Consider the following 15,317-nt stretch of genomic DNA (forward strand, 5'->3'; position numbering starts at 1 on the left):
CCGGATCAGGCCAGCAGGTCGCAGAGCGTGCGCGCGATCACCTTGGTGGCGCGGCGCAGGTCTTCGAGCACCACGCGCTCGTCGCTGCGCTTGGCATGCGACTCGAGCACGGTGCGCGGGCCGGCGCCGTAGATCACGCCAGGAATGCCGGCTTCGACGTACAGGCGCACGTCGGTGTACAGCGGCGTGCCCATGGCCTTGATCGGCTCGCCGAACAGCTCGCCGCCGTGCTTCTGGATGGCATCGACCAGCGGCTTGTTGCCGGCCAGCGGCTGCATTGAGTTGGCGAGCAGCAGGCGCTTGATCTCGACCGTGATGCCCGCGCTTTCGGCGGCGGCATCGGCGATCACCTTGCGGATCGTGGCTTCGACCTCGACCGGGTTCTCCTCGGGGATCATGCGGCGGTCGAGCTTGAACACCACCTTGCCCGGAACCACGTTGGTGTTGGTGCCGCCCTCGATGCGGCCGACGTTGAGGTACGGGTGCGTGATGCCCTCGACCTTCGACGTCACCTGCTGGTAGAGCATGTTCTGCGCATAGAGCGCGTTGAGGATCTTCGTGGCGCCCTGCAGCGCATCGACGCCGGTGGTCGGAATGGCGGCATGTGCCATCTTGCCGTGCACCGTCACTTCCATCTGCAGGCAGCCGTTGTGCGCGGTGACCACTTCGTAGCTGAAGCCGGCCGCGATCATCAGGTCGGGCTTGGTCAGGCCGTTCTTGAGCAGCCAGCCCGGGCCGAGGATGCCGCCGAATTCTTCGTCGTAGGTGAAGTGCAGCTCGACGCTGCCCTTGGCCGGTTTTGCTACCGCTTCGAGCGCGCGCAGCGCGAAGGTGAAGCTCGCGAAGTCGCTCTTGCTGACCGCGGCGGCGCGGCCGTAGAGGCTGCCGTCGGCGATCTCGCCGCCGTACGGGTCGTGCGTCCAGCCTTCGCCGGGCGGCACCACGTCGCCGTGGGCATTCAGCGCGACGGTACGGCCTTCGCTGCCGTACTTGCGGCGCACGATCAGGTTGGTGATCGATTCGAGGCCGTACTCCTTCACATCCTGCGCAGGCACGGCGTGCTTCTCGGCGTCGAGGCCGAAGTCCTTCAGCAGTTCGGCGGTGCGTTCGGCGTGCGGCGCGTTGTTGCCGGGCGGCGTGTCGGTGGGCACGCGCACCAGTTGCTGCAGGAACTGCACTTCCTCGTCGAAGTGGGCGTCGATCCAGGCGTCGAGTTTGGCGTAGTCGGTCATGGTTGTTCTTCTGTGGTCGGTCAGTGGGCTTGCTCGGTGGCGAGGTTGTCCAGCAGGAGCTGGAATGCTTGCACCGCCAATTGAATATCGTCGTTGGTGCTCGATTCGAGCGGGTTGTGGCTGATGCCCGAGTTGATGCCGCGCACGAAGAGCATGGCCTGCGGCATCACCTCGTGCAACTTCATCGCGTCGTGGCCGGCGCCGCTGGGCATGCGGAAGAGCGGAATGCCGAGGGCATCGACCGCTTTTTCCCATCGCTGCTGCCAGGCCGGTGCGCTGGGCGCGGCGGCGGCGCGCATCGTCTCCTCGAGCTCGTAGCGAACGCCGCGGCGCTCGCAGATGTCCTTCAGTGCGTTGACCACGTCGTTGGCCAGCGCGTCGCGCTGCGCATTGTTGGGCGCGCGCAGGTCGAGGCTGAACTTGCAGCGCCCCGGCACCACGTTGATCGAGCCGCTGGGCACTTCGAGCATGCCGACAGTGCCGACCGAGTCCCCGTCCTTCGCGGCGCGCTGCTCGGTGTAGAGGATCAGCTCGGCCACGGCCGCTGCTGCGTCGCGGCGGCGGTCCATCGGCGTGGTGCCGGCGTGGCTGGCCATGCCGATGACCTCGCCCACGTAGCGCACGCTGCCGTTGATGGAGGTGACGATGCCCAGCGGCAGGTCGAGCTCGGTCAGCACCGGGCCCTGCTCGATGTGCACTTCGACGAAGCCGAGGTAGCGGGCCGGGTCGCGCTGGATCTTCGGAATGTCTTCCTGCTTCAGGCCCGCGTGCTGCATGGCCTCGCGCATGGTGATGCCGTCGGCATCCTTCTGGTCGAGCCAGCGCGGGTCGAAATGGCCGATGAGCGCGCCCGAGCCCAGGAAGGTCGCCTTGTAGCGCTGGCCTTCTTCTTCCGCGAAGCCCACCACCTCGAAGGCGAAGGGCAGGCGCCTGCCTTGCCGCTTGAGTTCGCGCACGCAGGCCATGGGCACGAAGATGCCGAGGCGGCCGTCGTACTTGCCGCCGTTGCGCACGGTGTCGTAGTGCGAACCGGTGAGCAGCGTCTTCGCGTCGGGCGTGCTGCCTTCATAGCGACCCACCACGTTGCCGACCGCATCGATGTCCACCGAGTCGAAGCCGCACTCGCGCATCCACGTGGAGATCTGCGCGGCGCAGGCACGGTGCGCATCCGTCAGGTAGGTGACGGTGAGCTGGCCCTTCTCGGCATAGCCCGGGTCGGTGTGCACCGAGAGCTGCTCCTGCCAGTCCCACACGTCGTTACCGAGCGTGATGTCGGCGGCGAACTTGTCGTCCAGGCGGATCTCGGCGATGCGATGGATGTTGCGCAGCGCCTCACCGAGTTCGAACCCCGGGTGGTTGTACAGCCGGCGCTCGAAGGTGTCGATGATCTCGCGCTTGGTCAGCCCGGTGCCGCGCGGGCCGCGCACCGCGAGGATGAACGGAAAGCCGAACTTCGCGTTGTAGTCGGCGTTGAGCTGCTGGATCTTCGCGAACTCCTCGGGCGTGCAGCCGGTCAGGCCGGCCTTGCTCTGCTCGTTGGTCGATTCGGCCGTCAGCGTCTTGCTGACCATGGCCTTGCCAGCGAGCTCGGGGTGGGCGCGGATGAGGCCGATCTGCTCGTCGGTCGACGACGCGGCCAGCGCCTGCACCATCGAATGCTTCAGGTGTGCGAGCGAGCGGAAGGGGCGCGCGGCGAGCGCGCGCTGCGCGATCCAGGGCGAGTGCTCGTAGATGCCGTCGAGCAGTGCGACGGCTTCGGCCGGCACCGCGGCGTTGAGTTGGGCGATGGTGAGGCTCATGATGCGGCTCCGGCTTCGAAAGGATGCGCGTGCTTCCAGTGGCGCGCGATGTCGACGCGGCGGCAGACCAACACCTTGTCGTGCTTGGCGATGTGATCGAGAAAGCGCTGCAGTGCCGTGATGCGGCCGGGCCGCCCGAGCAGCCGGCAGTGCATGCCGATGCTCATCATCTTCGGGCTGTTGTCGCCATTCGGGTCGCCCTCGGCATAGAGCGCATCGAAGCTGTCCTTCATGTACTGGAAGAACGGATCGGCGTGCGAGTAGCCCTGCGGCAGCGCGAAGCGCATGTCGTTGCAGTCGAGCGTGTAGGGCACGATGAGCTGGGGCACCACGCTGCCGTCGGTCTTCTGTACCTTCATCCAGAAGGGCAGGTCGTCGCCGTAGTAGTCGCTGTCGTATTCGAAGCCGCCGTAGTCGGCCACGAGGCGGCGCGTGCGCGGGCTGTCGCGGCCGGTGTACCAGCCAAGCGCCCGCTCGCCGGTGAGCTTCTCGATGGCTTCCATGCCCAGGCGCATGTGCTCGCGCTCGGTGGCTTCGTCGAGGTTCTGGTAATGAATCCAGCGCCAGCCGTGGCAGGCGATCTCGTGGCCGAGTTCCTTGAACGCAGCCGTGAGCTCGGGGTAGCGCTCCAGCGCCATGCCCACGCCGAACACGGTCAGCGGCAGGCCGCGCTTCTCGAACTCGCGCAGGATGCGCCACACGCCGGCGCGCGAACCGTATTCGTAGATGCCTTCCATGCTGATGTGCCGGTCGGGAAAACTCGCCGGGTTGAACATCTCGGAGAGGAACTGCTCGGAGCCCGCGTCACCGTGCAGCGTGGCGTTCTCGCCGCCCTCTTCGTAGTTGAGGACGAACTGCACCGCGATGCGCGCGCCGCCCGGCCACTGGGCGTGCGGCGGGTTGCGGCCGTAGCCGACGAGGTCGCGCGGGTAGGGCAGGGTGGTGTCGTAGACGGTCATGGATGTTCAGGCCAGGGCGAGCGAGATGTCGTTGGTGGGGACCTTGCGGTCGAACGTGAGGTTGGCTTCGACGTGCTCCAGGTGTTCGGTCATGAGGCGCACGGCGCGTTCCTCGTCGCGCGCGGCCAGCGCCTTCACGATGTCGGCGTGCTCGTCGTTGGAGTGCTCGGCAGCGCTGGCGCTCTGGTACATCAGCGTGATGAGGGCACAGCGAGAGATGAGTTCGCCGAGGATCTGCGCCAGCACCTGATTGCCCATGAGCTCGGCCATGCGCACGTGGAAGTCGCCGAGTAGCTCTGTGCGGCCCGAGATGTCCTCGCCCGACACGGCGGACTTTTCGAGCGCGACGTGTTCCTTCAGCGCCTTGATCTTGGCCGGCGTGACGGTGCGCACGAACTCGCGCGTCATCTCGGCCTCGAGCATGCGGCGCACAGCGAACACTTGCCTGGCCTCGTCGACCGCGGGCGCGGCCACGAAGGCGCCGCGCGCGGGTTCGAGGCGGATGAGCTTGTTCTGAGACAGCTGGAACAGCGCCTGGCGCACCAGCGTGCGCGACACGCCGAAATGATCGGCCAGCTTCTGCTCAGCCAGCTTGGTGCCGGGCTGAAGCCGGTGCTCGACGATGGCCTTCGTGAGGGCATCGACGATCGAACGGGTGGTGGAGGACTCCATGTTTTTCATGATAGACCCAAAGCCGGTAACTGTATACACTTTTGTCCACCGGAATTTCCCGCACCCGATTCGACATTCGAAGGAGCGCCCCATGGGCCTGAGCACTCACGTACTGGACACGATGCACGGCGGCCCGGCGGCCGGCATGGAGGTGGCGCTGTACACCACCGACGGCGACGCCGCCACGCTGGTGAAGCGCTTCACGCTGAATTCGGACGGCCGCAGCGACGGGCCGCTCTACGACAACAACTCGCTGAAGGCCGGCACCTACCGGCTGGTGTTCGACGTTGCGGGCTACTTCAAGGCCCGCGGCGTGAAGCTGCCCGAGCCGAATTTCCTGAACAAGGTGTCGCTGGACTTCGGCGTGGCGCACACCGACCAGCACTACCACGTGCCGCTGCTGGTGAGCCCGTGGAGCTACTCGACCTACCGCGGGTCTTGATGCTCGCCCCCAGGCTTCGCGCACTTCGTGTCGCTTCGCCAACCCCCTACCGGGGGCGGGCCGGCCGCTTCGGGCGGCCGTGCGCGGCGGCCCCCGCGCAAATGCCTCCGGGTGTGTCTTCAGTCCCCTTGCTGTTGGCCTTCAGTCAGGGTGTCGAGCTGGAAGCGCCCGCTCTTGTCCCACAGCCAGGTATCGGTCCAGGTGACCGCGCCGAGGCGGGGGGCGGCGGGGAAGGGCGCGGCCTTCAGCACCATGCGCTCGATCTCGGCGATGACCTCGGGTGCATGCTTGGGCGCGCGCATCCAATGCAGCGACACCACCTTGCCGCCGGCATCGAGGTTGACCTGCAGTGTGCCGACGGCGTAGAGCATGGGCGGCAGCTGGCCGCTGTAGACGCGGGACTTGTTGGCGTCGTAGATGTGGCGTGCCGCATCGCGGCGGTACTCGCGCGCGGTGGCCGCATTCGAGGTGCGCGGCGCGGCGCCCGCCGCACTCCGTTCGGTCTTGGCCTCGCTCAATTGGCCGGGCACGGCCCCGGGGCCTGCGCAGCCGGCGAGCCAGAGTGCGGAAATGACGGATGCCACCAGGGCAAGGTGGCGCGGCGTAAGCTGACGGTTCATCGCAGGTTTATACCGTGAGTCTCGTGCAACCCCGCAACCGAAGGTGTCGGAAATGAACGGCATGGTCGATCAGCTGCTGGCCCGTCTTGCCCGCGAAGACGCGGTGCTGGTGCGCGTCGAGTCGACGCAGGGCTCGGCGCCGCGCGAGGCCGGCACCTGGATGGCGGTGTGGGCCGATGCGCTCACGGCCACCATCGGCGGCGGGCAACTCGAATTCCAGGCCACGAAGGAAGCGCGCGAACTGCTGGCCGGCATGCGCGCCCCCTTCGACGGCATCCAGCGCTATCCGCTCGGGCCCAGCCTGGGGCAGTGCTGCGGTGGCGTGATGTTCCTGTCGTACCAGCGCATCACGGCGGCCGATGCGCCGAGGCTGCAGCGCGAACTGGTCGCGCAACTCAAGCCCGTGGCGCTGTTCGGCGGCGGTCACGTGGGCGCCGCGCTGGCGCGCCTGCTGGCCGCGCTGCCGTTCGCGGTGCGCTGGATCGACAGCCGCGACGGCGTATTCCCCGAAGAGCTGCCGGCACAGATCGACACCGAGCATTCCGAGCCCGTGCAGGACGCCGTGGCCGCGCTCGCGCCGGGCAGCCGCGTGCTGATCATGAGCTTCAGCCATGCCGAAGACCTCGACATCGTCATCGCCTGCCTCAAGCGCCTGCGCGAGCGCAACGACCTGCCGTACATCGGCCTGATCGGCAGCAAGACCAAGTGGGCCACCTTCAGCCACCGGCTCGAGGCGCGTGGCTTCACGGCCGACGAACTGGCGCGCATCACCTGCCCCATCGGCGTGCCCGGCATCACCGGCAAGGAGCCCGAGGTGATTGCCGTCGCGGTGGCGGCACAGTTGTTGCAATCGCTGGGCTGAACAGGGTTTTCCCCGGCGGCGACGCTCAAAAAACCAACCCGCCTCGTGTCAAAACTGTATACACTTTCGGTCCACAACAAGCCGCAGCGGAGCGAGGCCCATTTCATGGCGCCTGCGTTCGCGGCACTTTCTCTGCTTACAGCGCCCGCGGTGGTGAGCAGGCTGAAACCCTTTGGCGGCGTCTCCACGCGCCGAAAGGGCTGAGAGAGAGCACATGGAAAGCTACTACCTCGACTGGGCCAACCTGCTGCTGCGCTGGGTCCACGTCATCACAGCCATCGCCTGGATCGGCGCCTCCTTCTACTTCGTGATGCTGGACAACAGCCTCGAGAAGCCGCAAGACCAGGAATCGCTCGACAAGGGCGTGGGCGGCGAGCAATGGGCCGTGCACGGCGGCGGCTTCTACAACATGCAGAAGTACGCGCTGGCGCCGAAGAAGCTGCCGGACCACCTGCACTGGTCGTACTGGGAGAGCTATTCGACCTGGATCACGGGTTTCTCGCTCTTCACCATGTCGTACCTGTGGAATGCGAGCACCTACCTGATCGACAAATCGAAGATGGACTGGCAGCCCGGCGCCGCCATCGGCGTGGCGCTGGCCTTCTTCGTCGTGTTCTGGATGGTCTACGACGGCATCTGCCAAGTCTTTGGCCGGCGCAAGAACGGCGACACCATTGTCGGCGTGCTGATCGCGCTCTTCATCGTCTTCGCGACCTGGCTGGCCTGCCAGTGGTTCGCGGGCCGCGCGGCCTTCCTGTTGGTGGGCGCCATGATGGCCACGACCATGAGCGGCAACGTGTTCTTCTGGATCATCCCCGGCCAGCGCAAGAACGTGCAGGCCCTGCGCGAAGGCCGCCCGGTTGACCCGGTGCACGGCCAGCGCGGCAAGCAGCGCAGCGTGCACAACACCTACTTCACGCTGCCGGTGCTGTTCGCGATGCTGAGCAACCACTACAGCTTCACCTACACGCACAAGTACAACTGGATCGTGCTGCTGCTGATCATGCTCGGCGGCGCGGCGATCCGGCAGTTCTTCGTGGTGCGCCACCGCTTCAAGCTGGGCAACGCGGGCAACCCGCTGCCCTACGCGCTGATCGGCATCGTGGTGCTGGGCCTGACCATCGTCTGGATGAAGCCCGAACCCGCGGCCGCGCCCGCCGTGGCTGCAGCCGCGCCCGCGGTGCCGTTCAAGGACGTGCAGAAGGTGCTCGAGCAGCGCTGCTACATGTGCCACGGCGCGGCCACGCAGATGAAGAACGTGCGTGTAGATTCGCCCGAACAGGTGGCCGCGAATGCGCAGGCGATCTACCAGCAGGTGGTGGTCACGAAGATCATGCCTATGAACAACGCCACGGGCATCACCGACGAAGAGCGGGCCCTCGTCAGCCGCTGGTTCCAGGCTGGCGCCAAGACAAACTAGACCGGGATCAAGAGTGCAGGGCGCCGTGGCCCGCACAATCGCCGGTTGGAGATAAGCAAAGCCATGACCACATCGAATCCATCCTTCGGCCCCGCCCCCGATCCGCGCGAGGCCCCGCGCGCCTTCCTCGAACACATCTACCGCGTGGCGGTGGACCGCGCACTGCCGCTTTCCACCTTGGGGGCCCACCTGCCGCCCCCGCCCAAGGGCCGCACGCTGGTGCTGGGCGCCGGCAAGGCCGGCGGCTCGATGGTGCAGGCGCTCGAAGCCCTGTGGCCGGCCGATGCGCCGCTGTCGGGGCTCGTCGTCACGCGCTACGACCACATTCCGCCGCGGCCCGAAGGCGTGCCGCAACGCATCGAGATCGTCGAGGCCGCGCACCCCGTGCCGGACGCGGCCGGCCAGCAGGCCGCCGAACGCATCCTCGCGCTGACGCAGGGGCTGACGGCCGACGACCTCGTGCTGTGCCTGATCTCGGGCGGCGGCTCGTCACTGCTGGTGCTGCCGGCCGAGGGCCTGACGCTGGCCGACAAGCAGCGCATCAACAAGCAACTGCTCGAAAGCGGCGCGGGCATCGGCGAGATGAACTGCGTGCGCAAGCACCTGTCGCGCATCAAGGGCGGCCGGCTGGCGGCCGCATGCGCGCCGGCCCGCGTGGTGACACTGACGATCAGCGACGTGCCCGGCGATGACGCGGCTGTCATCGCGAGCGGCCCAACCGTGCCCGATGCGAGCACCTGCGCCGACGCGCTCGCGATCCTCGACCGCTACGGCATCGAGGTGCCTGCGCCGGTGCGCGCCCGGCTCGAAAGCGGCGAACTCGAAACGCCCAAGCCGGACGATGCCGTGTTCCGGGGCCACGCAACCCACATGATCGCAACGCCGCAGCAGTCGCTCGAAGCGGCGGCCAGGGCGGCGCGCGAGGCCGGTATCGAGGCGCACATCCTCAGCGACGAAATGGAAGGCGAGTCGCGCGAAGTCGGCAAGGTGCATGCCGCGCTGGCCCGCGCCGTCGCGCACCGCGGCGAGCCGTTCGCGCGGCCCTGCGTCATCCTTTCCGGCGGCGAGACGACAGTCACGATCCGCCCGCGCCAGCCCGGCCAGGCCAAGGGCCGCGGCGGCCGGGCCGGCGAGTTCTGCATGGGCCTGGCCGGCGCGCTCATGGGCCAAGCGCAGGTGTGGGCGCTGGCCGCCGATACCGACGGCATCGACGGCGTGGAAGACAACGCCGGCGCCTTCGTAACGCCCGACACGCTGGCGCGCGCCACGGCCGCTGGCAAGAAGCTGTCGGACCACCTCGACCGCAACGACGCGTACGGCTACTTCGACGCCATCGGCGACCTGTTCGTGACGGGCCCGACGCACACCAACGTCAACGACTTCCGCGCCCTGCTGGTGCTGTAGGCAGGAAACGCCTCACTCCTTGAGGACCATGTCGATGCACATCACCGCCGCCACGATCAGCAGGCGGCGGGCGTCGTTGGCCGGCACGCCCGGATCGATCGACAGCATGTAGTTGTCGGCGGTGGTGAACAGTTCCTTGCCCAGCCCGGCCCACTTCTTGGACACGGCAGCGAACTCGGTGCTGTCCTGCACGAAGCGGAAATCCCAGCTGGTCCACTTGCCCCTGAGCGTGCAGGCGATCCGCTCCTGTGCGTCGAGCACATCGAACTTGCCGCCGATGGAGAAGAGCTTCTGCTTGAACGAGCCGACGACCCGGTCGTTGCCGTCGAGCACCTGCACCTTCGACAGGAAGATGGACACGCCGCGCTTGACCGACAGCACCTTCTGCCCCTCGGGCGTGGACACGACCACGTCGAAGGGCGTGAAGCGCTTGTAGTCGGTGAAGCGCAGCAGCTTGCTGAAAAAGCCGAGGTTCGGCTCGCGGCATTCCAGGATCTTCTGCTGCGAGTGCGGATCGAAGATGTCGTAGTTGTTGGCGGCCTTCAATATGCCGACGTGTTCCTTGATGAAGAACAGGTTGTTGCTGAGCGCTGCGTGCATGGATTTCCCTCGGTCCTCTGTGTGTTGGTTTGGCGGGGATTATGTTCGGCGCGCATGACTGCCCCATGCCCGGCCCGTGACCGGTGGTGGGCGGGGTTTGCGAACTCGGGTTAATCTATGCCCCCCGGCGGCCTGTGGCTGCCGTTGTCGCCGGCGCACCCTTGCGGGTGCCGCGTCGCACATCCAGATTTCCCATTCCTCCTTTCATCATCCAGTCCCGAAGGAAAAGTTCGCCATGACCGCCACCTACACCGACACCCGCCTGCTGATCGACAACGAATGGGTCGACGCCGTCGGCGGCAAGACGCTGGACGTCGTGAACCCGGCCACCGGCAAGGCCATCGGCAAGGTGGCGCACGCCAGCATCGCCGACCTCGACCGCGCCCTGGCCGCCGCCCAGCGCGGCTTCGACAAGTGGCGCAACACCCCCGCCAACGAGCGCGCCGCCGTGATGCGCCGCGCCGCGGGCCTGATCCGCGAACGCGCCGGCGACATCGCCAAGCTGCTGACGCAAGAGCAGGGCAAGCCGCTGGCCGAAGCCAAGGGCGAGACGCTGGCCGCCGCCGACATCATCGAGTGGTTCGCCGACGAAGGCCGCCGCGTGTACGGCCGCATCGTGCCCTCGCGCAACCTGGCCGCGCAGCAGCTCGTGCTGAAGGAGCCGCTCGGCCCCGTCGCAGCATTCACGCCGTGGAACTTCCCGATCAACCAGATCGTGCGCAAGCTCGGCGCCGCGCTGGCCACCGGCTGCTCGTTCCTGGTGAAGGCGCCTGAAGAAACCCCCGCATCGCCCGCCGCGCTGCTGCAGGCTTTTGTCGACGCCGGCATCCCGCCCGGCACCGTCGGCCTCGTGTTCGGCAACCCCGCCGAGATCTCGAACTACCTGATCTCGCACCCGATCATCCGCAAGGTCACGTTCACCGGCTCCACCCCGGTCGGCAAGCAACTGGCCGCGTTGGCCGGTTCGCACATGAAGCGCGTCACGATGGAACTGGGCGGCCACGCCCCGGTGATCGTGGCCGAAGACGCCGACGTTGCGCTGGCCGTCAAGGCCGCGGGCGCCGCCAAGTTCCGCAATGCGGGCCAGGTCTGCATCTCGCCGACCCGCTTCCTGGTGCACAACAGCCTGCGCGAAGAATTCGCCCGCACGCTGGTCAAGTACACCGAAGGCCTGAAGCTCGGCGACGGCCTCGCCGAAGGCACGACCATCGGCCCGCTCGCCAACGCGCGTCGCCTCACCGCAATGGCCCATGTGCTGGAAGACGCGCGCAAGAAGGGCGCCACCGTGGCGGCCGGCGGCGAACGCGTGGGCGACACGGGCAACTTCTTCGCCCCCACCGTGCTGACCGACGTGCCGCTGGACGCCGACGTGTTCAACAACGAGCCCTTCGGCCCCATCGCCGCCATCCGCGGCTTCGACACGCTCGAGGAGGCCATCGCCGAAGCCAACCGCCTGCCGTTCGGCCTGGCCGGCTATGCCTTCACCAAGTCGATCAAGAGCGCGCACCTGCTGAGCCAGAAGCTCGAGCTCGGCATGCTGTGGATCAACCAGCCCGCCACGCCTTCGCCGGAAATGCCGTTCGGCGGCGTGAAGGATTCGGGCTACGGTTCGGAAGGCGGCCCGGAAGCGCTCGAGGCTTATCTGAATACCAAGGCTGTTTCGATCCTCGGCGTTTGAGTCGGCTCACTCCTCGGCGGTGGCATTCCAGAAGGCTTGCTGCACGCCGTCGAGCGATTCGAGATCTTCAATGACACGGTCGAGCTCCGCGGGCTCGACCGCTGTCGCATAGAGCGTCGCACCGATCTCGGTGTCGGCCGGCCCGAACGGATGCTGGTCGACATCGCGCACCGGATAGTTCGCGGCTTCGAGCAACAGCAGCAGCTGGTCCATCACCTCGGGACGTGCCGCGCGTGAACAGATCACGCGCACCACGTACGTCGCCTCGCTCGCTTCCTCGCTGATCGGCTGCCGGTTGATGCGGTTCACCACGGGCCGCAGCAGCGTGTTGCTCGCCAGCACGAACAGCGCCGCGATCAGCGCTTCCCCCAGCAGGTTCGCGCCCGCGCAGGCGCCCACCGCGGCCGACCCCCACAGCGTTGCCGCCGTGTTCAGCCCCGTGACGTTGGCGCCTTCCTTCATGATCGCGCCCGCGCCCAGGAAGCCGATGCCCGACACCACGTAGGCCACCACGCGCACTGCGCCGCCGCTGCCGTCGAGCCGGTTCGCCAGATCGACGAATACCGCAGCACCTACTGCCACCAGTGTGTTCGTTCGCAAGCCTGCAGTGCGTTGCCGAACCTGGCGCTCCAGGCCGATCAGCGAGCCGAGGATGAAGGCCGCCGCTACGCTGACGAAGGTGTCGAGCAGCGAGTGCAAGTTGATGTTCTGGATGGCTTGCATTGGATGGATCCCTTTCTTGTTGTGATTTCGGTGTGCAGTTTGTGGGGGCCGGGTGTCATGTGCGTGTCACGGGGCGTTCGGGAGGCTGCTGTTCGGGGGGTGTTCACGCCCCGAACACTCAGCGGAAAGATCACTGCCACCCATACCGCCGCGCGTACCACCCCTTCACACCCTGCGTCAGCAGCGCATACCCGAGCAGCATCGCGACCAGCCAAGGGAAGTACATCAGCGGCAGCGCCTGCAGCTTGAAGTAGTGCGCCAGCGGCCCCATCGGCAGCCAGATGCCTACGGCCGCGATCGCCGCACCCATGATCAGCAGCGGCCATGCCGCGCGGCTTTGCAGGAACGGGATCTTGCGCGTGCGGATCAGGTGCACGATCAGCGTCTGCGACAACAGCCCTTCGACGAACCAGCCTGACTGAAAGAGCGTCTGGTGGCCCGCCGTGTTGGCCGCGAACACGAACCACATCACCGTGAACGTGAGGATGTCGAACACCGAGCTCAGCGGCCCGAAGAACACCATGAAGCGCCCCAGGTCCGCCGGATTCCAGCGCTGCGGCGCCTTCAGGAATTCATCGTCCACGTTGTCGAACGGAATCGCGATCTGCGACACGTCGTACAGCAGGTTCTGCACCAGCAGATGCAGCGGCAGCATCGGCAGGAACGGAAGGAACGCACTCGCCACCAGCACCGAGAACACATTGCCGAAGTTCGAGCTCGCCGTGAGCTTGATGTACTTGAGCATGTTCGCGAAAGTGCGGCGCCCCTGCACCACGCCTTGCTCCAGCACCATCAGGCTCTTCTCCAGCAGGATGATGTCGGCCGACTCCTTGGCCACGTCCACCGCGCCGTCCACCGAGATGCCGATGTCCGCGGCGCGCAGCGCGGGTGCGTCGTTGATGCCGTCGCCCATGAAGCCGACAACGTGCCCGTTGGCATGCAGCGCGTGCACGATGCGCTCCTTGTGCGCGGGCGTGAGCTTGGCGAACACCTGGTGCTGTTCCACCAGCGTGCGCAGGTGGGCGTCGTCCAGCTCTTCGATCTCGCGGCCGAGCACCATGCGGCCGACCTCCAGTCCCACGTCGGCGCAGACCTTGCGCGTGACCAGCTCGTTGTCGCCGGTCAGCACCTTCACCGACACGCCATGCTCGGCCAATGCGCGCAGCGCCGGCGCGGTCGATTCCTTCGGCGGATCGAGAAAGGCCACGTAGCCGAGCAGCGTGAGCCCCGATTCGTCGGCCACGCCGTAAGCCGGCTTCTGTGCCCCGGCCGCCAGCGCGCGGCTCGCCACGGCCACCACGCGCAGGCCCTGTGCGTTGAGCTCCGACGCCACGCGATGGATGCGCGCCAACACCTCGGCATCGAGCGCCAGCACCTCGGCACCGCGCTCGACCGAGGTGCACACCGACAGGATCTCCTCCAGCGCACCCTTGCAGATCAGCAGGTGCTCGCTGCCGCCGTTGGCCACCACCACCGACATGCGGCGGCGCGAGAAATCGAAGGGCACTTCGTCGATCTTGCGCCAGGCCGTCTGCAGGCGCGTCTCGAGCTGCATCTCGGCGTGGCTCAGCACGGCCTTGTCGAGCAGGTTCTTCAGCCCCGTCTGGTGAAAGCTGTTGAGGTAGGCCAGCTGCAGCACATGGTCCGACTCCTCGCCCCAGGCGTTGGTGTGGCGCTCGAGCACGATGCGGTCCTGCGTCAGCGTGCCGGTCTTGTCGGTGCACAGCACGTCCATCGCGCCGAAGTTGTGGATCGCTTCGAGCCGCTTCACGATCACCTTCTGGCGCGACATCACGACCGCGCCCTTGGCCAGCGTGGCCGTCACGATCATCGGCAGCATCTCGGGCGTGAGGCCGACCGCGATCGACAACGCGAACAGCGCCGCCTCCCACCAGTCGCCCTTGGCCACGCCGTTGATCACCAGCACCAGCGGTGCCATCACCAGCATGAAGCGGATCAGCACCCAGCTCACGCGGTTGATACCGGCCTGGAAGGCGCTGGTTCCGCGGTCGGTGGCCGTCACGCGCTGGGCCAGCGCGCCGAAGAAGGTGCGGTCGCCGGTGTGCACGATGAGCGCGGTGGCCGTGCCGCTGATCACGTTGGTGCCCATGAAGAGCAGGTTCTCGCGCTCTAGCACGCCCGCTGATTGGTCGCCGCGGTCGACCACGAATTTCTCGACCGGCATGGCCTCGCCCGTCAGCGCGGACTGGCTGATGAACAGGTCCTTGGCGGTGAGCAGGCGGCAGTCGGCCGGGATCATGTCGCCGGCCGACAGCGCGATGACTTCGCCCGGCACCAGGTCGCGCATCGGCACCTCGACGCGCACCGTGCCGGCGTGCGTGGCGTCGAAGCCCTCGATGCCGGCCACGCCCGCCTTGTAGCCCGGCTCGGGTCGCAGCACGGTCGAGGTGTTGCTCACCATCGCCTTGAGCCGGTCGGCCGCCTTGTTGGAGCGCGACTCCTGCAGGAAGCGCAGCACCGTCGACAGCACGACCATGCTGCCGATCACGAGCGTGGCCTTCATGTCCTCGGTGACGTATGAGACCAGCGCCAGCACCGTCAGCAGAAGGTTGAACGGATTGCGGTAGCACTGCCACAGGTGCTGCCACCAGGGCAGTGGCTGCTCATGGCGCACCTCGTTGCTACCGAGGCGCTTGCGCAGAACCTGCGCATGGCCTTCGCTCAGGCCGCGCGGCGAGCTGTTGAGCTTGACGAGCATCTCGCCGGCATCGGTGCGCGAGGCGGCGCCCAGTGCCTTCGCGATGTCGGGCGGCATGCTGACGGAGGAGCCGGTGCCGACGGGCTTCGAGCCCAGCAGCGTCTGCCAGCGCTCGAAGTGATGCAGCATGTGGCGGCTGCGCAGGAAGCTTTCGAAGAAAGACTTCAGGACGTTTTTCATGGGGTTC

Annotated in this window: 13 protein-coding genes; 5 read left to right on the forward strand and 8 right to left on the reverse strand. The window is 67.1% G+C overall.

All coding sequences use genetic code 11. The features are described from left to right. Positions 1–5: 5 nt before the first annotated feature. The 4 genes from ACCC97_RS06675 to ACCC97_RS06690 are packed head-to-tail and all read right to left on the reverse strand — an operon-like array spanning position 6 to position 4,671. On the reverse strand, positions 6–1,232 hold the full coding sequence (locus tag ACCC97_RS06675; protein ID WP_413314636.1) for a M20 family metallopeptidase: 1,227 nt from the start codon (positions 1,230–1,232) through the stop codon (positions 6–8). A 20-nt stretch (positions 1,233–1,252) separates the two neighbouring features. Beyond that, on the reverse strand, positions 1,253–3,031 hold the full coding sequence (uraD, locus tag ACCC97_RS06680; protein WP_413331915.1) for a 2-oxo-4-hydroxy-4-carboxy-5-ureidoimidazoline decarboxylase: 1,779 nt from the start codon (positions 3,029–3,031) through the stop codon (positions 1,253–1,255). Further along, on the reverse strand, positions 3,028–3,990 hold the full coding sequence (gene puuE, locus ACCC97_RS06685; protein WP_413331917.1) for an allantoinase PuuE: 963 nt from the start codon (positions 3,988–3,990) through the stop codon (positions 3,028–3,030). The genes uraD and puuE overlap by 4 nt, the downstream gene beginning before the upstream one ends. 6 nt (positions 3,991–3,996) lie before the next feature. Then, the gene (locus ACCC97_RS06690) at positions 3,997–4,671 is read right to left on the reverse strand and encodes a GntR family transcriptional regulator (RefSeq protein ID WP_007838350.1); all 675 of its coding nucleotides are present in this window, start codon (positions 4,669–4,671) and stop codon (positions 3,997–3,999) included. A gap of 82 nt (positions 4,672–4,753) precedes the next feature. Here ACCC97_RS06690 and uraH point away from each other — a divergent pair, with 82 nt between their 5' ends. Further along, positions 4,754–5,104, forward strand: a complete 351-nt coding sequence (uraH, locus tag ACCC97_RS06695; RefSeq protein WP_007838349.1) for a hydroxyisourate hydrolase — start codon at positions 4,754–4,756, stop codon at positions 5,102–5,104. Positions 5,105–5,223: 119 nt separating this feature from the next. On the opposite strand, the gene ACCC97_RS06700 is transcribed toward uraH, so the two are convergent. Next, positions 5,224–5,724: a hypothetical protein gene (locus ACCC97_RS06700; protein WP_007830609.1), complete on the reverse strand. Its 501-nt coding sequence runs from the start codon at positions 5,722–5,724 to the stop codon at positions 5,224–5,226. Positions 5,725–5,776: 52 nt separating this feature from the next. Here ACCC97_RS06700 and xdhC point away from each other — a divergent pair, with 52 nt between their 5' ends. From xdhC to ACCC97_RS06715, 3 genes are all read left to right on the forward strand, one after another. Then, entirely contained in the window at positions 5,777–6,586 is an 810-nt protein-coding gene (gene xdhC, locus ACCC97_RS06705; protein ID WP_007830607.1) for a xanthine dehydrogenase accessory protein XdhC, read from the forward strand. A gap of 214 nt (positions 6,587–6,800) precedes the next feature. After that, on the forward strand, positions 6,801–8,006 hold the full coding sequence (locus ACCC97_RS06710) for a urate hydroxylase PuuD (RefSeq protein WP_007830605.1): 1,206 nt from the start codon (positions 6,801–6,803) through the stop codon (positions 8,004–8,006). Positions 8,007–8,069: 63 nt separating this feature from the next. Continuing rightward, positions 8,070–9,410 (forward strand): glycerate kinase, encoded by a 1,341-nt coding sequence (locus tag ACCC97_RS06715; RefSeq protein WP_413331918.1) that lies wholly within the window; start codon positions 8,070–8,072, stop codon positions 9,408–9,410. Positions 9,411–9,422: 12 nt separating this feature from the next. Here the strand turns inward: ACCC97_RS06715 and ACCC97_RS06720 are convergent, their stop codons facing one another. Continuing rightward, a complete protein-coding gene (locus ACCC97_RS06720) occupies positions 9,423–10,010 on the reverse strand; it encodes a phospholipid scramblase-related protein (protein WP_413331919.1) in 588 nt (195 codons plus the stop codon). A 235-nt stretch (positions 10,011–10,245) separates the two neighbouring features. Between ACCC97_RS06720 and ACCC97_RS06725 the strand changes: the two genes are divergently transcribed. Then, the gene (locus ACCC97_RS06725) at positions 10,246–11,688 is read left to right on the forward strand and encodes an NAD-dependent succinate-semialdehyde dehydrogenase (RefSeq protein ID WP_413314628.1); all 1,443 of its coding nucleotides are present in this window, start codon (positions 10,246–10,248) and stop codon (positions 11,686–11,688) included. A gap of 6 nt (positions 11,689–11,694) precedes the next feature. On the opposite strand, the gene ACCC97_RS06730 is transcribed toward ACCC97_RS06725, so the two are convergent. Together ACCC97_RS06730 and mgtA are read right to left on the reverse strand one after the other, a co-directional pair. Next, the gene (locus ACCC97_RS06730; RefSeq protein ID WP_007830598.1) at positions 11,695–12,411 is read right to left on the reverse strand and encodes an MgtC/SapB family protein; all 717 of its coding nucleotides are present in this window, start codon (positions 12,409–12,411) and stop codon (positions 11,695–11,697) included. 130 nt (positions 12,412–12,541) lie between these two features. After that, complete coding sequence (gene mgtA, locus ACCC97_RS06735) at positions 12,542–15,310, reverse strand: magnesium-translocating P-type ATPase (RefSeq protein ID WP_413331920.1); 2,769 nt, start codon at positions 15,308–15,310, stop codon at positions 12,542–12,544. Between the last annotated feature and the right edge of the window lie 7 nt (positions 15,311–15,317).

The sequence above is a fragment of the Variovorax sp. Varisp85 genome (assembly GCF_047304045.1).
Classification (GTDB): Bacteria; Pseudomonadota; Gammaproteobacteria; order Burkholderiales; family Burkholderiaceae_C; genus Variovorax.